25 protein-coding genes are annotated in these 25,023 nt (G+C 52.0%); 8 read left to right on the top strand and 17 right to left on the bottom strand.

Going from position 1 to position 25,023, the window contains the following annotated elements:
* Positions 1-6 precede the first annotated feature (6 nt).
* From Q9292_RS05915 to Q9292_RS05840, 16 genes are all read right to left on the bottom strand, one after another.
* Positions 7-2,241: a TonB-dependent receptor gene (locus tag Q9292_RS05915; RefSeq protein WP_313985906.1), complete on the bottom strand. Its 2,235-nt coding sequence runs from the start codon at positions 2,239-2,241 to the stop codon at positions 7-9.
* Positions 2,242-2,538: 297 nt separating this feature from the next.
* On the bottom strand, positions 2,539-4,665 hold the full coding sequence (locus Q9292_RS05910; RefSeq protein WP_313985903.1) for a TonB-dependent siderophore receptor: 2,127 nt from the start codon (positions 4,663-4,665) through the stop codon (positions 2,539-2,541).
* Between the two features lie 182 nt (positions 4,666-4,847).
* On the bottom strand, positions 4,848-7,010 hold the full coding sequence (locus tag Q9292_RS05905; protein ID WP_313985900.1) for a TonB-dependent siderophore receptor: 2,163 nt from the start codon (positions 7,008-7,010) through the stop codon (positions 4,848-4,850).
* Positions 7,011-7,066: 56 nt separating this feature from the next.
* Positions 7,067-7,900 carry an ATP-binding cassette domain-containing protein gene (locus tag Q9292_RS05900; protein WP_313985897.1) on the bottom strand — a complete coding sequence of 278 codons (834 nt, stop codon included), beginning with the start codon at positions 7,898-7,900 and terminating at the stop codon, positions 7,067-7,069.
* Entirely contained in the window at positions 7,897-8,970 is a 1,074-nt protein-coding gene (locus Q9292_RS05895) for an iron ABC transporter permease (RefSeq protein ID WP_313985895.1), read from the bottom strand. The genes Q9292_RS05900 and Q9292_RS05895 overlap by 4 nt, the downstream gene beginning before the upstream one ends.
* Positions 8,967-9,911 carry a hemin ABC transporter substrate-binding protein gene (locus Q9292_RS05890; protein ID WP_313985892.1) on the bottom strand — a complete coding sequence of 315 codons (945 nt, stop codon included), beginning with the start codon at positions 9,909-9,911 and terminating at the stop codon, positions 8,967-8,969. Before Q9292_RS05890 ends, Q9292_RS05895 begins: the two co-directional genes overlap by 4 nt.
* Positions 9,898-10,446 carry a HugZ family protein gene (locus Q9292_RS05885; RefSeq protein WP_194749245.1) on the bottom strand — a complete coding sequence of 183 codons (549 nt, stop codon included), beginning with the start codon at positions 10,444-10,446 and terminating at the stop codon, positions 9,898-9,900. The genes Q9292_RS05890 and Q9292_RS05885 overlap by 14 nt, the downstream gene beginning before the upstream one ends.
* A gap of 139 nt (positions 10,447-10,585) precedes the next feature.
* Positions 10,586-11,101, bottom strand: a complete 516-nt coding sequence (azu, locus tag Q9292_RS05880) for an azurin (protein WP_313985886.1) — start codon at positions 11,099-11,101, stop codon at positions 10,586-10,588.
* A gap of 109 nt (positions 11,102-11,210) precedes the next feature.
* A complete protein-coding gene (locus Q9292_RS05875; protein ID WP_313985884.1) occupies positions 11,211-11,450 on the bottom strand; it encodes a hypothetical protein in 240 nt (79 codons plus the stop codon).
* A gap of 104 nt (positions 11,451-11,554) precedes the next feature.
* Complete coding sequence (locus Q9292_RS05870; RefSeq protein ID WP_313985881.1) at positions 11,555-12,691, bottom strand: PepSY domain-containing protein; 1,137 nt, start codon at positions 12,689-12,691, stop codon at positions 11,555-11,557.
* A gap of 29 nt (positions 12,692-12,720) precedes the next feature.
* Positions 12,721-13,140, bottom strand: coding sequence for an ExbD/TolR family protein (locus tag Q9292_RS05865; RefSeq protein WP_409934473.1), 420 nt, complete (start codon positions 13,138-13,140; stop codon positions 12,721-12,723).
* The gene (locus tag Q9292_RS05860; RefSeq protein ID WP_194749241.1) at positions 13,137-13,880 is read right to left on the bottom strand and encodes a MotA/TolQ/ExbB proton channel family protein; all 744 of its coding nucleotides are present in this window, start codon (positions 13,878-13,880) and stop codon (positions 13,137-13,139) included. The genes Q9292_RS05865 and Q9292_RS05860 overlap by 4 nt, the downstream gene beginning before the upstream one ends.
* A 27-nt stretch (positions 13,881-13,907) precedes the next feature.
* Positions 13,908-14,774 (bottom strand): energy transducer TonB, encoded by an 867-nt coding sequence (locus tag Q9292_RS05855; RefSeq protein WP_275356596.1) that lies wholly within the window; start codon positions 14,772-14,774, stop codon positions 13,908-13,910.
* Between the two features lie 103 nt (positions 14,775-14,877).
* Positions 14,878-15,096: a hemin uptake protein HemP gene (gene hemP, locus Q9292_RS05850; RefSeq protein ID WP_194749239.1), complete on the bottom strand. Its 219-nt coding sequence runs from the start codon at positions 15,094-15,096 to the stop codon at positions 14,878-14,880.
* Between the two features lie 183 nt (positions 15,097-15,279).
* Positions 15,280-15,897, bottom strand: coding sequence for a 30S ribosomal protein S4 (gene rpsD, locus Q9292_RS05845; protein WP_194749238.1), 618 nt, complete (start codon positions 15,895-15,897; stop codon positions 15,280-15,282).
* 84 nt (positions 15,898-15,981) lie between these two features.
* Positions 15,982-16,290, bottom strand: coding sequence for a hypothetical protein (locus Q9292_RS05840; protein WP_194749237.1), 309 nt, complete (start codon positions 16,288-16,290; stop codon positions 15,982-15,984).
* 198 nt (positions 16,291-16,488) lie between these two features.
* Between Q9292_RS05840 and ilvB the strand changes: the two genes are divergently transcribed.
* The 4 genes from ilvB (at position 16,489) to asd (ending at position 20,835) form a co-directional block, all read left to right on the top strand.
* Positions 16,489-18,252, top strand: coding sequence for a biosynthetic-type acetolactate synthase large subunit (ilvB, locus tag Q9292_RS05835; RefSeq protein ID WP_313985872.1), 1,764 nt, complete (start codon positions 16,489-16,491; stop codon positions 18,250-18,252).
* Entirely contained in the window at positions 18,252-18,743 is a 492-nt protein-coding gene (gene ilvN / locus Q9292_RS05830) for an acetolactate synthase small subunit (protein ID WP_018987330.1), read from the top strand. Before ilvB ends, ilvN begins: the two co-directional genes overlap by 1 nt.
* A gap of 52 nt (positions 18,744-18,795) precedes the next feature.
* Positions 18,796-19,812, top strand: coding sequence for a ketol-acid reductoisomerase (ilvC, locus tag Q9292_RS05825; protein WP_313985865.1), 1,017 nt, complete (start codon positions 18,796-18,798; stop codon positions 19,810-19,812).
* A 174-nt stretch (positions 19,813-19,986) separates the two neighbouring features.
* Positions 19,987-20,835, top strand: coding sequence for an archaetidylserine decarboxylase (gene asd, locus Q9292_RS05820; protein WP_275356594.1), 849 nt, complete (start codon positions 19,987-19,989; stop codon positions 20,833-20,835).
* Between the two features lie 48 nt (positions 20,836-20,883).
* Here the strand turns inward: asd and pepN are convergent, their stop codons facing one another.
* Positions 20,884-23,490: an aminopeptidase N gene (gene pepN / locus Q9292_RS05815; RefSeq protein WP_313985860.1), complete on the bottom strand. Its 2,607-nt coding sequence runs from the start codon at positions 23,488-23,490 to the stop codon at positions 20,884-20,886.
* A gap of 169 nt (positions 23,491-23,659) precedes the next feature.
* Between pepN and Q9292_RS05810 the strand changes: the two genes are divergently transcribed.
* The 4 genes from Q9292_RS05810 to Q9292_RS05795 are packed head-to-tail and all read left to right on the top strand — an operon-like array spanning position 23,660 to position 24,730.
* Positions 23,660-23,944, top strand: a complete 285-nt coding sequence (locus Q9292_RS05810) for a BrnT family toxin (RefSeq protein WP_313985858.1) — start codon at positions 23,660-23,662, stop codon at positions 23,942-23,944.
* On the top strand, positions 23,913-24,191 hold the full coding sequence (locus Q9292_RS05805) for a BrnA antitoxin family protein (protein WP_313985855.1): 279 nt from the start codon (positions 23,913-23,915) through the stop codon (positions 24,189-24,191). Before Q9292_RS05810 ends, Q9292_RS05805 begins: the two co-directional genes overlap by 32 nt.
* A 44-nt stretch (positions 24,192-24,235) precedes the next feature.
* Entirely contained in the window at positions 24,236-24,478 is a 243-nt protein-coding gene (locus Q9292_RS05800; protein WP_313985853.1) for a type II toxin-antitoxin system prevent-host-death family antitoxin, read from the top strand.
* A gap of 42 nt (positions 24,479-24,520) precedes the next feature.
* Positions 24,521-24,730 (top strand): hypothetical protein, encoded by a 210-nt coding sequence (locus tag Q9292_RS05795; protein ID WP_313985850.1) that lies wholly within the window; start codon positions 24,521-24,523, stop codon positions 24,728-24,730.
* Positions 24,731-25,023 lie beyond the last annotated feature (293 nt).

Here is a 25,023-nt window from a genome sequence, read left to right as displayed (position 1 = left end):
TAACTCCTAGAACTTGTACTCAGTTGTGACGATAGCCTGGCGACGGTTGCCTGGTGTCAAGAAAGCACCATTATCATAAATCGCATCATAATACGTTTTATCCAGCAAGTTCTTGATATTTAAACGCACCGCCCATTTCGGTTGTTCGTAGGCCACCATCGCATCGACGCGTGCATAGCCAGGCGCAGTATTGGGCTTGAAGGTGCCATTAACAAACAAAGTGCTCGCATTGGTGGTCGTTGGGCTATATCCATACCGGTCTGCTTTCGCCTCAACGCCACCTCCAATTTTCCACCCATTACTCCAGTCATACGTTGTCCAAAGATTAAACGTAGTACGCGGCGTGTTTCTTGCCCGCTGACCATCCAGCCGGGTATCGGCATTGGTTTGAACACCGGCAGTACTAATATTCTCTGCAGCGTTGATAATCTTTGCATCCAATAAGGCGATACCAGCAAAGACATCCCAATGCTCGGTGACTTTACCGGTCAACTCAACCTCCAACCCATTTGTGCGACGACGCTTGGTCAGAATAGAGTTATTACCAAAAGCAATCAAATCAGTGTTTCGCTCCCAATCCTTGGTGGTTGTAAATATCGCTGTTCTTAAAGCTAAATCACCATCCATAAACAACCACTTGCTACCAATCTCTAATGTACGGCTGCGCTCGGGCGGTTGCTTGACTGTCGTCAACTGATACAGGTCAGCAGTTGGGCTAAATGAATTGCTGTAGGTAATGTAATAGTGTTGGTCTGTGGTTGGTTGCCATGAAAGTCCACTTCTGTAACTGTTTTGGCCATAATCAAGGTGTGGTGCAGCGCTAGTCGTGTAATCTGCCTTCATTTCATCGCGTCTTATCCCAACCAATGCCGTCCAATGTGGCATAAACTCCACGCTATCTTGTGCATATACCGCGTAGTTGTTAGCACTGAATCTTGCATATTGTGTATTGGCAGCCGTGATTGCAGTTTCCTCATCTTCACTGAACTCGGGGGCTGCATTTGTTCCCAAATTGCGCAATGAATTGCGATAGGAATGTTCATGTAGGTATTCAACGCCAGTCAAAACGGAATGGGTCATACCTGCCAGCGTCAGTTTGGTACTAAAATCTGATTGCAGGTTATAGGTTTCATAATGTTGTGTGCGAGTTACATCATTATTGCCGCCACCTAATCCAAGTCCAGCCCCCCCTGCCAAAGTTGCGTTAGGAGCAAATGCAGCGCTTGGTGTTTTTGCCCAGTAAGCGCGCTCATAATCAGCATGTCGTAATTGCGTACGCAATTGTGTGTCGTCATCAAACTTGTGCGTAAAAATACCGGTAGTGATATTGGTATCACTGTTATCAAAGTTTTGGCTTCCGCCGTAAAAGGACGAGTCATCAACTTTGTTACCAGCAATCGTGGTATTGATCGGCCGTTTGTTTACAAATGAAATACCAAAGTCTGGCACATCCCGCGTACGCAGATAGACGTGGTTTAAAAACAGCTCGTTTTCGGTACCGATACCAGCCCCAAAACTGACGGCAATCCCCTGACGATCAATCTCAGGATGATCCCCGTTTGCCGGGTTTTTACGATAGGTTTCTTCATGTCTGTCCATGACATTCACGCGAATCGCGGCAGTGTCTGTCAGCTTCTTGTTGAAGTCGCCTGTCGCCTGATGGTAATCATAATTGCCCAAGCTACCTGTCACGGTATTTTTGTCATTTAACTCAGCCATCTTGGTGACCTGGTTAATCACGCCACCCGCCTGGCCACGCCCGAACAACATCGCCGCAGAACCACGCAAGACATCTACCTGTTCCAGGTTAAATGTCTCGCGGTTGTACTGTGCGGTGTCACGCATGTTATCCAGGTAAATATCGCCAAAGGTATAAAAACCGCGCAGGTTAAAGTTATCGCCAGCACGGCCCCCTTCAGCCGCATTGACTGATAAGCCAACCACATTCCGCAAGGCTTCACGCAGTGAGCCAACTTGCTGATCATGCAGCAATTCTCTGGTTAGCGTAGTGACTGCCTGCGGCACATCTTGCGGATCCTGATAGGTTTTACCGACGCGGGTCTTGGTCGCTTGATAGCCTTTGTTAGGCGCATCTTGAATTCGTTGCGTTTTGACCTTCACCTCGGTCATGGTCTGAGTCGCGTCTGCAGTTTTTTTCTCTTCATCTGCCGCGATCGCAATCGCTGGAAGCGCCATCATCAGCGCTATCGTCATTGTTTTTTTATTAAAGCCGGATGGCATAAATAGTTCCCGTCATTGATTGAATGAGTTAATTGCTGGCTACTGGAAACAATGCTCGTTGGCTTGCAAATTGAATAAGCACGAATGATAACAATTCTCATTTTTACAAGCAATGAAAGGTTGTGCGAGAATTTATTTGTGCAAATGTAAATGCTGGTGGAAATCCAAGCGTCATATAGCTCAAATTGTGCGGTGCCGTTTAATCGAAGTAGGTGCGGCCTGTGCTCTGGGCACAAACCGCATCAGGGCAGCTAGCCTGACGCCAATATCAAGCTAGCTGTGTGTGACAGGGGCCAGTTAAAAATCCAGGCGCAGATTGGCCTGCAAGGTTCTTGGTCGGCCGACGCCTAACAGGCTGTTCCCTGCGGTACTCCAGTAGTCTTTATCCGTGACATTGTCGACCACGACCTGAAAAGTGGCTTTTTGCTTGCCCAGCAGGGTCTTATATCTGGCCCCTACCGACCCAATCGTGTAGCCATCTATGCTGGCTTGATTAAATGCATTCACCTGTTGCTTGCCGCTATAAAACAAGCCCGCGCTCAAAAACAGGCCAGGGACCTGCGCAATCTGGTATTCGCCAAACAGACTGGCAGTTTTCTCTGGCGTATTTTCTGGCGTATTGCCATTGCTAGCCGCGTCAGGTGTTTTCAAGGTCGCATCCATCAACAGGAAAGAGGCGGCGACAGACAGCCTCTCCGTCAACTCGCCAGTAGCAGCAAATTCCAAGCCTTGATAATTTGCATCCCCATTAACTTTGAAAGTATTGGTCACCGGATTGGTAAACGCTGCGGCGCGCTCAATATCAAAATAAGCCAATTGCAGCAAAAAGCGGTTAAACAATTGGGTTTTTACGCCAATTTCTTTTTGTCTTGATTTTGCCGGGTTCAGCAACTCGCCTGCATTGGCCCGGTTAGCTGGTGCCTGACCACTATCTTCAAACCCTTCAATGTAACTGGCGTAGAGAGAAATATTTGGCTGAAGTTTGTACATCAGCGCCACGGAGGGGATGACTTTTTTGGCGTTGAAGCGCGTAGCCGTTGCCGTGCCTGCATTGGTGGCAATGGTCTCGGTGTCATAACGACTTTGCCGCGCACCTGCCATGAGGGTCCATTGGTCTGTCAACGCCATTTGATCAAATACATACACGCCTCGATCCAGAATTGTCTGGTCAGATAAACGGTTATTGGAAAGCGCCGCAAGCACAGGAACAACTCTGGGATTGAAATAGTTTTGAGCAACAGAAGTGCTGGCAAACATGGGTGTCACGCCTTCACGCTGATTACTGGTGTACCCCAAGGTGAGCTGATGCTTGATAGGACCCGTTTCCAGCAAGCCGAGTAACTCAGTTCTAAAATTGGTGTTGGTAAAGACCTGATTACGCACAAACGACACCTGAAGCTGCCCTTCTCCGGTCAGTGGGTTAAAGTTCTGAAATTGTGAAAAGTTTCGGTCGCGCTCCGTCTTGGCTCGTCCGGCTTCAAACAACCAACTCCAGTCATCACTCAAGGCATAATCGGTCCTGAACAGAATATTGGTTGCCTCAGCATCATAGTGCTGCCATTTGCCCGCCAGGTTTTGCGTCGCCGACGGCACAGGTGGCAGCGTGATTTTACCGTTGACGGCTGTCGGTACGGCAATTGCAGCCTGCTCTGAAACATCTTTGCGGTAATGCTCAAGGTCAAGCTTGAAAGACAATTTATCGTTTGCACGCCAATCCAATGCGGCTGAGACCAGACCACGGCTGCCGTCATAATGGTCAATGCCAATATCTTCGCTGCCAGTGACCACATTAAAACGTGCACCAAACTGCTGCTCAGCGCCAAAGCGCTTGCCATAGTCCACATGGGCGCTACGCGCACCAAATTCATTGGTAGACAGCGTCAGGCTTTTGTTTTCAACCTTGCCAGCCCGCTTGGTTACCAGGTTGATAATGCCAGAGGGCGGCACCAGGCCGTAATACAGAGACGAAGCCCCTTTGAGCACTTCTACCCGCTCTTTGTTTTCTAGTGGCGTATCAATCAGGTTAATAATCGGCAACGAACCATTGAGCCGGTAGTTTCCGCGGTTCTCGACCAGAATGCCTCGGATCGCAATATTGTCATAGGTCGAGCCACTCAATTGCGAGCGTGAAACCCCTGCGGTGTTCCGCAATGCGCCAAACAATGAGTTGGTCGCTTGCGCATCCAACACCTCACGCGTCACCGTGTTCACGGTCAAGGGCACGTCCAGCGGATTCATGTCTCTAAACGTCCCGACCTGTACCGTGTTTGAGTGAAAACTCTGACGACGGCTGGTCGATACCTCAACTTCACCCAGAGTTTGCTGATCGTCATCAGTGTTTGTTGCAGCTGGCGCAGAAGCAGTCTTCCCAGCCTCCCCCTGCGCCCAAACAGCCGACATCGGCAAGGCTAACAACAACGACAAATAAACTGTTTTTAATCGAATCACGGTCACACAACACTCCCATTAAATAAAGCTGGCTACTGGAGTGCGTAACTCGATGGCTGGCAAAAAACAAGATCAATCTGATTTTTATTTTCAACACCCTCAGCACCCCTCCCTGTCAGGGGCCAGTAAACATACCGGATTGCTAAGAGCTTGGCGTTTTAATAACGCCACGTAAGTGTGGCTAAAGCGCTCATGGGCGCAGCATAGTAAGCTTGGCCCGCATAGGCATAACGCAAGCTGGAGAGGTACTTCTCGTTAGTCACGTTATACAGATTCAACGCCGCGTCCCAATGCTGGTCAATCTTGTAATTTGCGACCAGATTGAGGGTGGCATAGCTGTCCTGGCGATAGCGGAAAGTACCCACGTTTTGCAAAGTGATATCCACATGCGTTTCGCTTTGCCAGTAAAGATTGGCCCCTAACTTGAGGTGTTCCACATAAGGCACTTTATACATTGCTGCGACGTGCATCTGATGCCTGGGGGTGTAAGGATTAACATTTTTGCCGTCTGAGTTCTTCAGGCTCATCAAGCGCGTATAGCCCGCATTCATGCTCAACCGATCCGTCAACTGTCCGGCAATATCAAACTCGTAGCCTTTGCTAATCGCCTCTATGCCCTCATAAATCGAGGTTGCACCTTGGGTGCCAACTTGCTGCGGCAAATGTTCTTGTTCAGTTTTGAAGAGCGCAACTGTGCTGTTTAACTGGCCATTTAGCCATTCACTTTTGACCCCCGCCTCGTAATTCTTGCCCTGCAAAGGCGGCAAGACTTTAAAGTCGCGGCCAAGCTCGGCTTGCGGCTTATAAATGCCTGTATAGCTCGCATACAACGAATGCTGATCGTTGATATCGTATACAGCCCCCAAATAAGGCGTGAGCTTGTTATCCTCTTTTGCTGACTGCGGTACACCGTAACTGATCCCCTGCAAGTCGTAACTGAGCAAGCTGCCGCCAGCAGTCACTTTCAGGTCATCCATCACATTGATTCTGGCCGCTGCGTAGGTATTGATGGTGCGAGTCGAAAAATCAGCCACTTTGCTCTCTGGCCCAAAGGTTGGCAGCGGGAAGTCTGCAGCAGACTCAAAGCTTGCCAGCGGTGTGCCAATGGCACCAAAACGTGAATAGTCGCGTACATCCGCCTTACTCAAGGTGGTTCCCAAGACCAATTCATGTTTGCGACCTGCCAACTCTACGGGACCATTCGCATAAAAATCTAAGACATTGTCCTCCGTACGGGTATGGTATCGGCCTGGGTAGCTTAAGAGACCCAAGCCAGTCGAACGCACTTCGTTGCCATAAATGTAATGCAGTCTTGCATCAGCCTCAGTCTGCTTGTGGGTGAGCTGTCCTTTGGCTTTCCAGCCGTTGGCAAACAGATGAGTCATTTCAGCGAAGCTGATATTGGTGCCTACATCCCAGTAACTCCAATGGGGGGCAGTACTATCTGAGCGTTTATAATGTCTAGGACTTCCATCAGCGTATAGCAACGGTAAACTGCCCCAGTTATTACCGCTAGAGTTATTCTGCTGATAGGTGTGGCCGACGGCCACGCTGGTACGGTCAGAAAGATCGGCTTCAATCACACCATATGCCACGTTGCGCTCATTGCTATAGCGGTCCAGATAAGAATTCTTTTCCTGATGTGCCATCACCAAACGGGCACGTACACTGCCATCCGCATTAAGCGCTCCCGAAACATCCGCATCCAGCCGACGGTTATCCCACGAGCCAGCCGTGGCATTAATCTGTGCTTTAAAATCCTTGGTCGGACGCTTGCGAATAAAGTTAATGGTCGCAGAGGGGTTACCGGTAGAAGTGAGCAAACCGTTTGCGCCACGCAACACTTCAATCCTGTCGTACAGCGCAACATCCAAGTCCCCATATTGCGTGCCATAGGTGATCGGTGTGCTTAATCCATCAATTTGAAAGTTGGTGATGTTAAACCCACGCGCCGTATATTCGCTGCGGTCTGTTTCAAATTGCTCAACACGGACCCCGGTCGCCAGCGATAACGCATCATTCACGGTCAACGCACGAAAATCATCCATGAGCTGCCGTGTAATGACCGAGATCGACTGTGGGGTGTCGCGAAGACTGGTATTCAACCGTGTGGCGGTCGCCGTCGCGTTCACAGTGTATGACTTGGTTTGCTCAGAGGGCTGATCATGGGCGACTTTGGACGTGACTTTTACTTCTGGCAAGGCGTCGACTTCCCCCGTTTGACGCTGGTCTTCAGCAAACCCCGGCTCATGAAACGCAATAAGTAAGGCAACAAATAAACGGCGATAATGCGCGTGATGTATTAAAGATAATTGAGACATGCAATTCCCCTGACAAACAATCGCTGGCTACAGGAGAAAACACTCGTTGGCTTGCACTAAAGCATTAAATGATAACAATTATCATTAACAAAATCAACAGATGGGACTGTGAGCCTCTCGGGAGCGACCAGGGTCTGGCCTTGCTCGGTGACCGCGCTGACCAAATTAACTTCGTACAACTCAGCCAACGTCGACAGGACAATTTGCCTGCGCGGATAATCGCCGATGAGACGCCCGTCTTTAATCAGCACGAGCCGGTCGAATCCCTGCAAGGCCTGATTGATATCATGCAAGATGGCGAAAATCGCATGCCCACGCTGGCGGGCAAACTGATCCATGGCGGCCATCAGTTGCCACTGCAAGCCCGGGTCGAGCGCCGCCATCGGCTCATCTACCAGCAACAGGCCTTGCTCGATATCCCACAATTGCGCAAAGACCCTGGCGAGATGGACGCGCGCCTTTTCGCCACCGGACAGGGTATCGAACCGGCGCGGCAGCAAGTGCCGGGCACACGCCAGCTCTGCCGCCTGGCGCACTATCACATTTAAATCAGGATCGACCATTCTGGCGACCCGGCCAAGACCAATCACCAGTTCAACGGGCAACCCAAAGGCGACCTCATGCGACTGTGGCAAGATGGCGCGTTGGCGGCTTAAGTCGACCAGTGACCACGTTGTCAAACAGCGCTCACGCAGCCTGACTTGGCCACCGCTGGGCACATGCTCGCCCGCGAGCAACTTGAGCAAGGTAGATTTACCGGCGCCACTGGGTCCGAGCACCGCAATCCGTTCACCTGGCTGCACGGTCATCGAGAACGGACCAAAAACATGGCCGCCTAATTTGAGCGTCACGGCTTGCAGCTTGAGCAAATGTGCAGCGCGATGACTCATAGATGACCGCCTTTTCTGAGGCTCCCGAGCAATAGCAAGAAGAACGGCGCACCCAACAATGCCGTAAAAATCCCAACTGGAATTTCTGCGGGAATCGCCAGCGTACGGGCCGCCGTATCAGCCAATAGCAACAGGATGGCGCCAACCAGCATGGCAAGAGGGGCTAGACGACGCTGATCAGGCCCGATCAATAAACGCACAATATGTGGGGCGACCAAGCCGATAAAACCGATCATGCCACACCAGGCGACGGCAAACCCGCTCAATAGCGCCACCAGCACAATGACACGGCGGCGTAATTGACGCACGTGAATGCCGACATGCGCGGCGGCGGCCTCACCGAGCGCCAGTGCATTCATGGCATTCACCAGCCGTTGCATATAGGCCAACGCGCCGATTAACAATAGCGACAACAATAATACCAGCCGCCAACTGGCACTCGCCAGCGACCCTAACGTCCAGAATGTGAGGCTACGCAGCTGTTCATCCGTCGCCAGATAGGTGCATAAGCCTATGACGGCGGTAGCCAGTGCATTGAGTGCAATCCCAGTCAATAGCAATCCGGCAATCGAATCAGCCGTGAGCCAGCGCGCCACGCCATCCAGCAAAAAGCAGACACTTACCGCGCCGACAAAAGCCGTCAGTGGTAACAGCCAATAGCGTAAAGTGATGGGAATCTCTATTCCCGAGCCAGCCAGCAGCACAATCGTTAACGCCGCCGCGCAGGCGGCACCACTACTCACCCCCAGCAACCCCGGGTCGGCCAGCGGGTTACGAAACAGGCCTTGCGTAAGTGCGCCTGACAATCCCAAGGCAGCCCCAACCAGTGCCGCAAACAGAATGCGCGGCAATCGCAGATTCCACAGCACATAAGCACCGCCTGTGAGCGGATGAGCGGAGTCATTCAACCAGCCGATGCGCCAGTCAGCCAACGTCACGGGGACGGCCCCCGCCCAGGCCGACAATGCGAGCAGGATCAGCAAGACAAGACCCAAACCCCAGGAAGGATATGTTGCAAAACGGGTGGTTAGGCGCTCGCAGAAGACCGGCCAGGCGGTTGCGCTGATCATAGGGTCATGGCCTTGCCGAGCAATTGATCAAGTGCGGCGACGGCCTGCGGCAATCGTGGCCCGAACCCTAGCATGAACATGGCTTCCAGCGCCACAATCCGGCGATGCTCCCCGGCAGGCGTCTGCGCCAGGCCAGGCAGCCGCAGTGCACCTTCGACTCCACCCACCACCGCCAGCCCTTGCTCTGTGAACAAAACGACCTCTGGCTGCGCCGCAATCACGGCCTCGGGCGTCAAGGGCTTAAAGCCCTGGAAGCCCTGCACCGCATTGCGTGCGCCCACATAATGCAACATGGCCTCGGCACTGCTCCCCTGCCCTCCCACCATGACCTGGCCGGGGGCGTGTGACAACACAAACAGCACACGTGGGCCCTGCCCTTTACGTGCCAGAATCGGCGCACGCACACGCTGCCAGTCGGCTTTGAGTTTGTCTACGCATTGCGTCGCCGCTGGCGTACGATCAAGTAAATGCCCAAGCTGTTGCATACGATCTACCACGCCTTCAAAGCGGTCATGCGCCGCCAGAATACTTAGCGGCACACCTGCCGCCTGAACTTGTCTTAGCACGGCTGGGGGCCCGGCATCCTCAGTGGCGACCACCAGGGTCGGCGCCAATGCCAGAATCCCTTCGCTGGACAGGGTGCGTGCATAGCCAACACTGGGCAGCCTGGTGGCGGCCGCCGGAAAAAGCGAAGTGGTATCTACACCGACCAAGGTCTGGCTGGCACCAAGTGCATATATCATTTCTGTCAGAGCACCGCCGATACTGACGATGCGCTGGCTCGCGGGCTCGGTGTCTGCGGCCCACACCAAAGACTGGGGCAATAGGGCTGTGATTCCCAATGCACCCGCTTGCTGTAAAAATTGCCGTCTGGCCGCCACTGAAGCGTTCATGGCATGAATACGTGTTTTCTGCTTATCCATGCCATCAAACCAACGCATCCAGATCCGCCTGACTGGCGCTATCTGGCGCACGATGGCCTTGTTCGTTACGGTGCGCCACCTCAGATAAATCCTGGCCGGTCAGGCGATAGGCTTTGGCAAAGCCAGCCACATAGCTGCCCTCTAACGGTGTTAAGGCATACAGGTGAAAGTCCGTCAGTTTGGCGATCACTTCCATAAATTTGCCAAATTTGGCATGAAACTGATCCATCACCAATACAAACGTAGCTTCATCCCTAGGCACTTCTTGCGCCTGGCATTGCAGCACCAGACGCTTTCTGGCAAATGGATGGCTGGCCGCCTGCTCGCTTTCGATAAACATCACCGAGCAACGACCATGATGTTGCAAATTGGCGCAATGGGCGGCCAACTCACTCACATAAATATAAAACCGCTGCTCGTGCTCGACAAAAGTGGCATAGCTGGCTTCAGGCCATCCCTGGTCACTGGTGGTCGCTAACTGCAGGGATTGAAACTGCCGGTGGAACGCATTGGCTTCAGTGCCAACGGCCTGTAATTTTTGTGTGTCTTGCATCGTGTTCTCCTCTAACGCACTCATCATGTTTTAGTCGCGGTAACGCTTTGCTTTTACTGCCAGTAAGAAACGAAGTGATCACCCGCAACTGGGCCCTGTGCCCATTTGAACCTGCCGGTGCAGGCAGGTTCTGCAAGGACTAGATCAGCTTGAGCGTGCCTTTCATCATCGAGGCATGGCCGGGGAATGAGCAAAAAAAGACATAACTGGCGGATGCATCCAGCTGCTTGGGCGTCAGGCTGGTCTCTGCACTCTCACCACCGCCAATCACCTGGGTGGCGGCGAGCACGCGACTGTCCTGCGGTTTGACAAAAGACTTGGCGATGCCTGCCTTCATGCCATCTTGCAATACGCCCTGTTCATCTGCCTGTTTGCTGATCACCAGGTTATGGCCCATGATGTTTTTAGCCATGGTGCCGGTATGCTTCAAGCGAATGGCAAAAGAGGCGCAGGCTTTGGGCACAGCAATTTCCTTGACGTTATAGCTCATGGCATCCGTGGCTTCTACCGTGGCTTCACAATGGTCTGCGGCCTGCGCAGAGGCTTGTAGCAATAAAGTGCTGGCAACCACGGCGAGCGGCGCGGCTTTTAACAATAAGCGCGCTGAAAAAGAAGGCCGACTCGCGGAAAGGCGGGGGTTAAATGTGAGTTTCATCTATGCTCCAATCATCCAATTTAAAAACTGGCTGGCTACTGGAGTGACGACTCGGTGGCTGGCTAAACTAAAGACGGCCCGGCAGCTTGCCGGGACAATCAAAAAAGACTTACTTGCGGGCGCGCCCAGGCTGGCCGGTCATAAAACGGGCAGACAAGCGTGGCTTGCAAAGATAGTAATAAAGGCTGATCACTATCGGCAGCGCCACCGCTGCATCCGACAGCAATTCGCGGGCATCATCTACCAGCAAGGCAGTCACCAGGCCCAGAACAGTGATGAGGCCAATGACCAGCGGCCATAAAAAGATTTGTGACAGTGATTTATTTTGCATAAACAGATGTGTGACCATGATTCATGTTCGCCTATTGAGAGATCGCCGGTTGAAACCCCAGAGGTTTAAACTCACAAACAGTGTCGATATTCACAAGAAACGCTATTCATAAAACCAGATGCTCAACTCGCCTCACTTAGTATGATGCGCGTTTGAATATCCGGCACATATTGGTGGCGCTTTTTCCACCAGAGCTTGAGCCCGGTCCACAACACCACAATACTTAATAGATCCAGCACCGCCCAAATCCACTTCAAGGTCATGCCGCCATAATCGCCAAAATGCAGCGGCTGCGACACCAGCAAGCCCACCAGATACCAGGGCAAAGGCCGGCTATCGGTCAGCTGTGCGGTCTGTGCATCAACCAGTACCGGCTTGAACAGGCGCTTGGTCAGCGGGCTATCGCCACGCATGAAAATGCCATAATGATGCTGGCTGGTATAAGGCGTGCCCGGAAAGGCGATAAAGCCTAATTCCATCTCTGGTTCGGCACGCTGCGCCACTTGCAAAGACTGCTGCAGTGAGGCAAACGCTGTCGGTGGAGGCAGGTTTTTATAGGGCGCGACCATTTGCGCCATTTGGTCAAATTGCCAGTATTTAATCAGCAAATCCGACCAGGCATTGATCACGCCGGTCGCCCCCACCACCAGCAACCAGCAGAGCGTGACGATGCCCAGAAAGTTATGGATATCAAGGCGCTTGAGCTTGTCGCCACGCTGGTGACGGATCTCGCCAAACGGCAGTTTACGCATGAAGGGCGCATACAGCACCACGCCGGAAATAAGGGCAATCAACAGCAAAAAGCCCATCAAACCCAGGAACAACATGCCAGGCAAGCCCGCGAATAAATCAACATGCAGCTTGAACATCACATATAAAAAGCCTTCGTCATCCTTGGGCTCACCCAACACCTGTGCCGTACGCGCATCGAGTACCACATTGTGGGTATTCGCGATGTCAGTCGGCGTCGTACCCAAGCGGACCACCCACTGCAATGGCTCGTCGTCTTCGCGGTACATATATTGCGGCACCAGCTTGGGGTAACGGGCTTTGGCCGCCGCCATCAGGCTATCCATGCTGGCATTGGGCCCGGCATGGCTGATCACAGGCGTTTCAATCTGGTCACCCAGCAGATGATGCAGCTCATGCATAAAAATCAGGGGCAGGCCGGTCAGGCATAACAGCAACATGAATGCTGTACAGACCAGACTGCTCCATTTATGGATCCATGCCCAGCGGCGGATGGTTTGCTGTTTCATATGCAATGGTTAACTCAGACGAATTTGAATCAAGGTTGCGGCTGGCTGACAAAGCCAACTTTTTTCATGCCCGCTGTTTGCGCCTTGGCCAACACCTCGGCCAGCACTTGATAGCGGGTGTTTTTATCGGCGCGAATCTGCAACTCGGACTGTTGCTGCCTGCCTGCTTCTTCCTGCAACTTGGCAGCCAACTCTGGCGCCTGGATTTCGCTATCGTTCCAGAACAGCTTACCGTCTGCATCCACCGCCAGGTCAATCACTTCCGGCTTTTCCTCCAGTGGCTGCGAGGTGGCCTGAGGCAAATCAATCTTGACCGCATGCGTCAGCAAGGGCGCAGTAATGATAAAAATCACCAGCAAGACCAGCATCACATCCACCAGTGGCGTGGTGTTGATTTCACTCATGGGCTGGGTGTGTTCACCCGCGCTAAAAGGATTTTGCCCCATCATAGGTTGCCACCTTTGCTTGCGACTTTAGCGTGCAGCTCAGTCACATTGGCAGGTTTCTGACCTTGCTTGATCATCAATGGCGCACCCGTAGTCAGCAAGGTATGCAAGTCTTGCGCAAAATTCTCGAGCTCGGCCATGACACTGCGATTCGCCTTGATAAAGGCGTTATAGGCCAACACCGCCGGGATCGCCACTGCCAGACCAATCGCCGTCATAATCAAGGCTTCACCAACCGGGCCTGCCACCTTGTCGATGGTCGCCACGCCGGATTGGCCAATCGCGGTCAGCGCGTGGTAAATCCCCCACACCGTGCCGAACAAACCGACAAATGGAGCCACGCTGCCCACAGAAGCAAGCACAGACAACCCGCTCTCCATGCCTGCCTGTTCTTGCGACAAGGTACGGCGCAACTGGCGTGCAACAAACTCATCCTGGCTGCAAGCCGCGCCCAGAGACTGGCTGGCATGTTGCTGATGGTGCTGGGTAGATTCCACGGCAGTCAGCGCCAGGCGGAACGCTGGTGATTGCATCTGCGTATCCTGCAGGGCCTCTTGCAAAGTTGCTTTGCGCCAGAACTGCTTTACATAAGCCGTGACTTCGCGCTTGTGCTTGAAGACTTGCCAAGCCTTGACCACAATAAAATACCAGCTCATGACCGACATGGTCAGCAGCACCAGCGCCACGATGACCGAGACAACCCCACCCTCGGTAATAAATGCCAAACCACTAGTTGATTGCATCAAACGTTCCTTTCAATAAAAACTGATTTAATTTTGTGTGAGTGAGAAAGACAATGGCACATTGACGAAAGCACTGAGCGCCTTGCCGCCTTTCCGGGCTGGCTCAAACCGCCATTGCTTGACGGCATTGAGTGCCGCCTTGTCCAGCCGCTCATAGCCACTGCTTTTAAAAATCTCTACCGACTCCGGGTGACCTTCTGCCGACACCAGCACCCTGAGCAACACGCGCCCCTCTTCTCCGGCGCGCTGTGACAATCGCGGATATTCCGGTGCCGGGTTGTTCAGGTAAGCCACGCCAAACTTTGGTGGCTCCTCTTTTTCTTCCACCTCGTGCTTGGGTGGCGCAGCAGGCGCAGGTGCGGGCTTGCTTGGGGCAGCCGCTTGCGGTGCTTCCAGCGGCGGCGCGGCGGGCTGGGTGCTGGCTTCAAACTTGGGCTGATCTGGCGTGGTTTCCGTGATCCGTTCAACCACTGGTGCCGGGCGCTCTATGGGCTTGACTGGCGTTTCCTTTGGTTTGATCACCGGCTTCACCACCGGCTGCTGCTTGATGATGGGCACCACCTCTGGCGCAGGCGCCTCCTCTTTTTTTGCAGGCAAGGTAATCAACGATACCGTGATCGGCTCTGGCTTGGGCAACTCAATAAGTTCCTCTTCAAACAGCAGAAAACTGGCGATCACCAGCGCATGCAGCGCGACCACCAGCAGCATGCCTACTGCATGCCAACCCTGGCGGCGGTCACGCATGAGCAACTGCTCAGTCGCCAGTACTGACCAGCGGAACACCCCCGCCAGCTCGCCCAACTGCCGCTTATGCAAACTCAACTCAGGCAAGCTGTTAGCCGACATCCGAGCGGGCTTCAACGACAACCCACGCAAAGACTCACGTTGCGCCATTAGCGTCCATCTCCTACAAAAAGACTGTTTATTAAAGTGCTGAAGGCAACCTGCTGGTTGCCTGCTTCACATTGATATTTCACCACATACCACGCGCTCTTAATCATGAAGAGACGCCATGCCCAATATTGTCCTGACACTTGGTCAAGAGCAATTTATTTTGCCTGGTCCGGGTGAGTCGGTACTCATCACGACCATGCATAATGGCTACCACGCCGCGCTTCCCCAGCAATTCATTGGCATCCACCACAGGCACGCCGGTCTGAGTCGCGTTGGCGGCATTTTGCCCTTGATTCAACTCAGGCTGCAAGCGATTCGTCATCTACAATCCAGTCCAAAAAAAAGCCGACTTACATGCTTGCGCACTGCGGCATCAGATTTCAAGGAACACCCTTACCAGGGGTAATTTGGCGCATTAAAAACACGCCTATTTGAGCAGTGACATGTTGGGGTTAGGAGCACCACTCAAATTCATTGGCCTGCAGGCTTGCACCTGCACGCGAAATTAAACGCGGTTAGCGTAGTATTCAACCACTTGCTGCACTTCAATCGGGAACGGCACATCCTCAATGGATGGCAAGTGACCAATTTTTGCCGAGGCGGTCGTCGTATCCACAGATAACCACTCGGGGATGGTCAGACTGGGCGTCGCCATCGACTCGGCCACCATCGGAATTTTGCGACTTTTCTCTTTGAGCGTGACCACATCGCCCACTTTCAAACGCACGGAAGCAATATTGACAGGCTTGCCGTTTAACAACACATGCCCGTGATTGACCAACTGGCGCGCAGCAATGCCCGTCGGCGCAAAACCGGCCCTGAACACCACGTTATCCAGACGGCGCTCAAGCAAAGACATCAATTTGTCACCGGTAGGCTCCGAACCTTTACGCGCTTCCAGCATCAGCTTGCGCATTTGCTTCTCGCTCACACCATAGTTAAAACGAATCTTCTGCTTCTCCACCAACTTCACGGCAAAATCCGAGCGACGACGACGCGAAGCCTGCTGACCATGCTGGCCAGGCGGATTGGGTCTATCTTCAATCGACTTGCGTGACAACCCTGGCAACTCCACGCCCAGGGCGCGCATAATCTTGAGTCGAGGTCCGGTGGTTCTTGCCATTTCAATACTGCCTTTCTTAATCTTTTGTTTTTTGTATGCGATGTACTCTACTTAATGCAACGAGCGCCTGCGCCCTTGCGCCTATCACTGCATGGTGGCCGACGGCGTCACAAATTCAGACACTGCCTGCTGCATGGCAAAGGTTTGATGCGCTTGCAACAACTCCTGCCATTCACGCAACAATTGCCTGGCCGCCGAGGTAATCAAACCACTCTCTGCATACTCAGGCGCATTCAAGGTCTGGGCCAGACTGCAACCCAACAAGGCCAGATCCTCAGAAGGATTCATGGCATAGCGCGTTGCCACACAACTCAGCGAAACCAGCACCGCACTTGCGGTCGGCAAGTCAGGATCGAACAACTGACTGGGTGATGCGCCTTGTAAACTTTGCATGGCGTGTATGCCTCTCGTTAACTGTTATGCAAATGATAATGTTTCTCATTTATAAAGTCAACTATTGATTGCAGGGATTGCAATATTGACCCCGGCATCACTGAAAGTCGGGTACGGTCAGCGCGAAATCTTGACCAAATTAGTAAAGCAAGTTAATGTATAGGGTTCAACATTTATTAGCCGAAAAATCAAGGTTTTATGGACGCCTCAGCCCACTCTGCGACAGACACCCACGCCAAATCCATGACAGGTGCGGACATTGTTGTCTCCTGCCTGAATGAAGAAAAAGTCAAATTCGTCTTTGGCTATCCAGGTGGTGCGGTCTTGCATATCTATGATGCTTTATATAAACAGAATGGCTTCAAGCACATTCTGGTGCGTCACGAGCAAGCGGCTGTGCATGCGGCAGATGCTTACTCACGTGCAACAGGGGATGTCGGTGTTGCCTTGGTCACCAGCGGTCCAGGTGCGACCAATGCGGTAACCGGCATTGCCACTGCCTATATGGATTCGATTCCACTGGTGGTGATCAGTGGTCAGGTCCCGGTGCCAGCGATTGGCATGGACGCCTTCCAGGAAGTCGACATGGTGGGGGTGACCCGCCCGTGCGTGAAGCACAACTTCCTGGTCAAGCACGTTAAAGACATTGCGCCGACCATCAAGAAAGCATTCTTCATCGCCAAAACCGGCCGTCCAGGTCCAGTGGTCGTGGATATTCCTAAAGATATCACGGCGCACGTGGCTGATTTTATCTACCCAAAAACGGTAGAGATGCGTTCTTACAACCCGATTTTGAAAGGCCATAGCGGCCAGATCAAAAAAGCGGTCAAGCTGTTGCTGAGTGCAAAACGTCCGATGATTTACACCGGCGGTGGCCTGGTATTGGGTAATGGTGCGGCTGAGCTGGTAAAACTGGCTAAGGCTTTGAATTTCCCGGTCACCAACACCCTGATGGGGTTGGGTGGCTACCCTGCCACTGACAAACAGTTTGTCGGCATGCTGGGCATGCACGGGTCTTATGAGGCCAATATGGCCATGCAGCACTGTGACGTGTTACTGGCGGTTGGCGCGCGTTTTGACGACCGCGTGATTGGCAATCCCAAGCACTTTAGCAGCCACAAACGCACCATCATTCATATTGATGTCGACCCGTCCAGCATCTCCAAACGCGTCAAGGTTGACGTGCCGATTGTTGGCGACGTGCAATCCGTGCTGTCTGACATGAACGAGATTCTGGCGCAAGAAGAAAACCAGAGCACAGACACCGCCGACTGGTGGTCACAAATCAATGAATGGCGCGGCATCCAGTCGATGGATTACGCCTATTCAGACACCGTGATCAAGCCACAGTACGTGATCCAGAAATTATGGGAGGTCACCAAAGGCGAAGCCTATGTGACTTCTGACGTGGGCCAGCACCAGATGTGGGCGGCGCAATACTACAAGTTCGACAAGCCACGTCGCTGGATCAACTCCGGCGGCTTGGGCACCATGGGCGTGGGCTTGCCATACGCCATGGGCTGTCAGTTTGCCGACAAAAATGCACAAGTCGCCTGCGTGACCGGCGAAGGCAGTATCCAGATGAACATCCAGGAGCTGTCCACCTGTGCGCAATACGGCCTGCCGATCAAGGTCATTCTGTTGAATAACCGTTATTTGGGCATGGTGCGTCAGTGGCAGGAGTTCTTCTACGAGAACCGCTACTCAGAATCCTACATGGATAGCCTGCCTGACTTCGTCAAACTGGCAGAGTCTTATGGCCACGTTGGCATGCGCATCACCGATCCGGCGGATGTAGAAGGCGCCCTCAAAGAAGCGTTTGATAGAAAAGACAAATTTGTATTTATGGACTTTTTAACCGACCAAACAGAAAACGTCTTCCCGATGGTTGAAAACGGCAAGGGCCTGTCAGAAATGGTATTGAGCCCACGCACTGCCAGCCGCCTGAAAGGGGAAGAATAATGCGTCACATTATTTCACTGCTGATGGAAAACGAAGCAGGCGCCCTGTCACGCGTGGCCGGCCTGTTTTCTGCACGCGGTTACAACATTGAATCTCTCACGGTGGCGGTCACCGAAGACCCTACCCTGTCTCGCATGACGATTGTGACCACAGGCTCCGATGATGTGATTGAACAAATTATCAAGCAACTCAACAAGTTGATTGACGTGGTCAAGGTGCTGGATCTCAACGATGGCAAGCACATTGAGCGCGAACTGATGCTGGTCAAGGTCAAAGCCACCGGCGTCCATAAAGACGAAATGAAGCGCATGTGCGACATTTTCCGCGGCCGTATTATCGATGTGGCCGACAATAGCTACACCATTGAGCTTACCGGCTCTTGCAGCAAACTGGATGCGTTTATTGAAGCCATAGACCGCAGCGCGATTCTTGAAACCGTGCGTACGGGTGCTTCCGGCATTGGTCGTGGCGACCGCATCCTCAAGGTTTAACCGGAATTATTTTTTACAGACAAAGCATTTGTATTGAAAGGCAAAAGCAGAGATGAACGTTTATTACGACAAGGACGCCGACTTAAGCATTATCAAAGGCAAAAAAGTGACGATTGTGGGCTACGGTTCCCAAGGTCATGCACACGCAGCCAACCTGCGCGACAGCGGCGTGAATGTCACCATTGGTTTGCGTAAAGGCGGCGGCTCCTGGGCCAAAGCCGAAGGTGCTGGTCACACCACTTTAGAGATCGCAGCAGCGGTTAAAGACGCTGACGTGGTCATGGTATTGCTGCCAGACGAAACCATGGCAGAAATTTTCAATGCCGAAATCGCGCCTAACCTGAAAAAAGGCGCAGCACTGGCATTCGCCCACGGCTTCAACATTCACTACAACCAGATCGTGCCACGCGCAGACCTGGACGTGATCATGATCGCCCCTAAAGGCCCAGGCCACACCGTGCGTTCCGAATACCTCAAAGGTGGCGGCGTACCTTCATTGATCGCGGTTTACCAAAACACTTCAGGCAAAGCTAAAGACATCGCTTTGTCTTACGCTGCAGCCAACGGCGGCACCAAAGGTGGCGTGATTGAAACTGACTTCCGCGAAGAAACAGAAACTGACTTGTTCGGCGAACAAGCCGTACTCTGTGGTGGCGCGGTTGAACTGGTGAAAGCCGGCTTTGAAACGCTGGTTGAAGCTGGTTATGCGCCAGAAATGGCCTACTTCGAGTGCCTGCACGAACTGAAACTGATCGTTGACCTGATGTACGAAGGCGGTATCGCCAACATGAACTACTCCATCTCCAACAACGCGGAGTACGGTGAGTACGTGACAGGCCCACAAGTGATCAACAGCCAGTCCAAAGAGGCTATGCGTCAATGCCTGAAAAACATCCAGAATGGTAACTACGCTAAACAGTTCATCCTGGAAGGCCGCACCAACTACCCAGAAATGACGGCTCGCCGTCGTTTGAACGCTGCTCACCCAATTGAGCAAGTGGGTAACAAACTGCGCGCCATGATGCCTTGGATTGCGAAAAACAAACTGGTTGATCAGTCTAAGAACTAATTCTAGACCTTGAATCAGTACCTAAGGTTGGGTTGATGACAAATTAATCCGGCCATAGGTAAAAAGCACAGGCTGATGTATCGCCTGTGCTTTTTTATTTGTAAAATCATGAATAAAGACATGATAAAAACAAGTTGCTTGCAACAACCAAGCGCTACTCAATAAGGGAAAGAAGTGAAACTCGCCATTCTGCTGCAATACATTGCCCCCAAACAACTCCTCACCGCCGCCGCCGGCAAACTGGCGCACTGGCAAGCGGGTGGCCTGACCACGGCGTTTATCGGCTGGTTTGTGCGCAAATACCATGTGAATATGGAAGAAGCACTCAACGGCGATATCAGCAGCTACAAAACGTTTAACCTGTTCTTCACGCGCCCACTCAAACCGGATGCCCGGCCCTTGGCAAATAATGCCTTTGTATGCCCGGTGGATGGCGCGATCAGCCAGTTTGGCAAAGTTGAAAACGGCCAGATTTTTCAGGCTAAAGGCCATCATTACACCGCACAAGCACTAGTGGGCGGGGACGCTACACTGGCGGCCGAATTTACCAACGGCAGTTTTGCCTGCCTGTATCTAAGCCCCAAAGATTATCACCGCATCCATATGCCATGCGCTGGCAAACTGCTGAGCATGACGTATGTGCCTGGCGATTTATTCTCAGTGAATCCCCTGACTGCCGCCCATGTGCCAGGCCTGTTTGCACGTAACGAGCGCGTGGTCTGCACTTTTGAATCCGCCCAGCATGGCAAGTTTGTGCTGGTTTTGGTCGGTGCGACGATTGTCGGCAGCATGGCTACCGTTTGGCACGATGCCAAAGACCACATTATCAACCCGCCACGTCCGGGCAAAGTCATCCATTGGGATTACAGCAACCAACACATCATCTTGAAACAAGGCGAAGAAATGGGTCGTTTTCTGTTGGGTTCTACCGTGGTGATGTTATTTGAAAAAGACGTACTGGAGTTTAATGCCAGCTGGCACCCAGGCAAACCAATACGCCTGGGCGAGGCCATGGGGAAATAGTGCGAACAGACCATTAAAAAAAAGCGGAGTTTAAGCTCCGCTTTTTTATTAGCCATTCAAGCTCTTACTCACCACTTCAAACACATCACCCGACAAATTAGGCGTATCCAGCACCGCTTGTAGCGCCGCTTTCATCTGCGCCTGCAAGGCAGGTGTGTAGCGCTTCCACTCACGCAACGGCGTCACAAGGCGCGCGGCAATTTGCGGGTTGATGCTATTGAGCTCGATAATTGCATCGCGCAAAAAGGCATACCCTTTGCCGCTAGGATCATGGAACTTGACCGGATTGTTAATGGCAAACGCGCTATACAGTGAACGCACGCGGTTAGGATTTTTGATGTTGAAATCGGGGTGTGCGCGCAATAAGGCGAGGTCATCAAAAATTTGCTCGCGGTTGGCAATGGCTTGCAATGAGAACCACTTGTCGACCACCAGCGGATACTTTTCAAAGCGGGTATAAAAGTCTGCAAACACCTCGGCCCGTTGCGGCTGTGTACTGTCAGACAAGCACGACAATGCAGTCACCCGATCCGTCATATTATCTGCTGCATCGTAATGCGCTTTGGCGCGTGCGGCACAACCAGTGCCATTGGTGGTGGTCAGAATCACTAACACGGCGGCCTGTAAAGCACGGCGGCCCATGGCTTGCGGGGTAATGGTGAACTCGCCCGGATTGGCGTTGGCCTCATACAGCGCGGCCAAAGCGTCTTTATGCGCACGCTTGATCTGGGTGAGGATGCTGCTACGCGCCGCATCAATGGCTGCCGGGTCTATCACCGGCAGATATTGGCCAATCACACCTATCATGGGTAAACTCAAGGCGCGCGCCAGCAAGGCTTTGTCACCCTGCCCGCTCAAGCCTTGCGCAATCAGGGCGCCGACATCGGCAATAAACTGGCTGATATCCGCCTGCGGATCTGCCATCACACGCTGTATGGTGCGCAATGCCAGCGTCTGCCCAGCCTCCCATTTGTTAAAGCCATCGGTGTCATGCACCTGCAACAGGCGCAAGTCATCGTCACTTAAATCGGTCTCCAGTTTGACCGGGGCCGAAAAGCCACGCAGGATCGAAGGCACTGGTTTGGCAGCGATGCCATCGAAAGTGAATGATTGCTCACGTGCCGTCATTTCCAGCACTTGCGTAGGCACAATCTCGCTGCCGTCCGCGGCCAGTAAACCCACCGCAATCGGGATATGCAAGGGCTGCTTGTCGGCCTGACCCGGCGTCTCCGGCTGCGATTGTTTAAAGCTTAGCGTATAACGCTGCTGGGCCGCATCGTAATGGCTGCTGGCGACCAAGGTGGGCGTGCCTGCCTGTTTATACCACCTGAAAAACTGCGTCATGTCACGGCCAGAAGCTTCTGCCATGCACTGCACAAAGTCATCACAGGTCACCGCCTGGCCGTCAAAACGGTCAAAGTACAAATCGGTGGCTTTGCGGAAGATCTGTGGCCCAAGCAAGGTATGCTGCATGCGGATCAGCTCAGCACCTTTGTCGTAGATGGTTTTAGTGTAAAAGTTGCTGATCTCGATAAACTGGTCCGGCTGCACTGAGTGCGCCAGCGGGCTGCCATCTTCAGGGAACTGTAACCGGCGCAAGCCATTCACATCGTCAATCCGCTGCACCGCACGCGAGTTCAAGTCTGCACTAAACTCCTGATCACGGAACACGGTAAAGCCTTCTTTCAAGGACAATTGAAACCAATCACGGCAAGTCACTCGGTTACCCGTCCAGTTGTGGAAGTATTCGTGACCAATCACGCCTTCCACACTCATAAAGTCGCTATCGGTCGCGGTCTCTTGATGCGCCAGCACCAACGCGGTGTTAAACACATTGAGCGAAGTGTTTTCCATCGCACCCATATTAAAATCGCTCACCGCCACAATATTAAACAGGTCGAGCTGATACTCGCGGCCACACACCTCTTCGTCCCACTTCATGGATTTTTTCAGTGACTCCATGGCATGACTGCACTGCCCTTCGTCGCCCGCACGCACGTAAATATGCAAATCTACGGTGCGGCCCGTCATGGTGGTGAACGTATCCGCCACCCGAACCAAGTCGCCCGCCACCAGCGCAAACAAATAACAAGGCTTGGGGAATGGGTCATGCCAGACACGGTAATGCCTGCCATCCGGCAAACCGCCCTCTTCCTGCAAATTACCATTCGACAACATCACCGGATACGCCTTGGCATCCGCCTCAATACGCACCGTAAACACGCTCAACACATCCGGCCTGTCCTGATAGTAAGTGATGCGTCTAAACCCCTCAGCCTCGCACTGCGTGCAATACGTGCCTTGTGATTGATACAAGCCCTCCAGCGCCGTATTGGCCTCGGGGTTAATCTCGCTCACGATGGTAAGCGTGAATTCATCCCCCGGACTCGCAATCGTCATCTGCCCATCGGCCACCGTGTAATCGCTCAATGGCACACCATTTTTTGCCAATGAAACAATCGTCTGCTCTTCACCATCCAGCACCAAGTCGCTCGATACCCCCACCGGGTTTTTCACATACCTCACTTCAGAGGTCACAATCGTCTTGCCCGGCAACAGGTTAAAACTCAAATTCACCTGTTTCGCCAGATAAGGCGCGGGCGTGTAGTCTTTGAGGTAGATAGTTTTTGGTGCAACAGCGTTTTCGGTTCGCATGGGTTTACCTGAGAGTTTTTAGAGTTAAGTAAGGATTATATTTGAGAGTAGTAGTTATGGAATTGGTTTAGTACGCCGCTTAACAAAATGTTTTACACAACATTAATTAACATATGTTATGTTCACACAAACCTAACATTGACTAATTATTTATTGTAATTACAATAATATGAAATTCGGCTTCACTCAACTCAAAAACTTAACAAACATACAAAAGCATGGCATATCGCTGGAGGATGCAAAATTACTTGATTGGAGCTTGCTGTTATTTATTGAAGACGAACGAAAAGACTATGGCGAAGTTCGTTTTATAGGTTACGCGCCATTAGGGAATCGTCTGTATTGCATCGTTTATACAGAACGCAATGAAGTGATTCATGTGATTAGTTTGCGTAAAGCCAATATCCGCGAGGTAACAAGATATGTCAAAGCACGCCAAAACATTGAAGGTTAAAGATCTGGAACTTGAACTACCAGATGCTGATGAAGAAGCACGCATCAACGAAGGTATAGCAGCCGACCCAGATACGTTTGAAGTAAGTGATGGGCAATTCAAAAAAATGCGCGGCAGGCCAGTTGGCAGCCATAAAACATTAGTGCATATCCGGCTGGATAATGATGTGGTGGAAAAATTTAAGGCGACTGGTTCAGGCTGGCAAACACGGATTAATGAAGCCTTAAAGAAAGTGAATCCAGTTTAACTCCTACTCTGACCCCAATTATTCCTGAGATAAATCGGAGGTAAATGATGCAAACAGTTAACATGCGTGAGGCAAAAACAAACCTATCACGGTTAGTCGAGTCGGTAGAAAGCGGGGAAACTGAGGCTGTGATTATTTCCAGAAATGGCCGACCTGCGGCCAAACTGGTGGCGATGGATGCCGCCACTGAACACAAACGGCTAGGGGTCGCCAAAGGAAAGTTTGTTGTGCCAGAGAGTATTGATACGCACAACGCAGAAGTAGCCCACTTGTTTATAGGCCAATAACACATACAACCACTCCTAGACACCCATATCTAGGTTAGCACTGTGAGCATTTGGGAAATTGCGATCAAACATCACCTGGCTCGTGGTGACATGCCAGTGGGTAGCGAAGAAGCACTCAAATACTTTGAAGAGTCTGGTTATAAAATTCTGCCAATTCAACCCGAACATACCACGCTCACAGAAACGCTACCAGCGATTCACCAAGACCCATTTGACCGCCTGCTGGTTGCTGGTTGCTCAAGCCTTATATGAGCCGATGCACTTAATGACCCATGACAACCAGTTGGTGGGGTATGGCGATATGATTATGCGGATTTAAGTATCGAAGGACTGACCCCTTTGATTTCACAAAACACCACTTCGTTTTTAAACTTCTTGGTTTTGTTTATCAACTAAAATCTGATTAATATCTGCAAGTGTTTTCGCCATCTTTATCTGAAAGTCAGAAATTAATCCCGTCAATCTCAGGTTTATCTGAATCGCCCCGGCTGCATTAGATACTTTTTAGCCTCATACTTGAGGTTAATAGGAGTATTAAATGAGCA

Origin of the sequence: Methylophilus sp. VKM B-3414, assembly GCF_032248435.1 — a bacterium.
In the GTDB taxonomy this organism is placed as follows: Bacteria; Pseudomonadota; Gammaproteobacteria; order Burkholderiales; family Methylophilaceae; genus Methylophilus; species Methylophilus glucosoxydans.
This window is presented reverse-complemented; position numbering and strand designations above follow the sequence as displayed.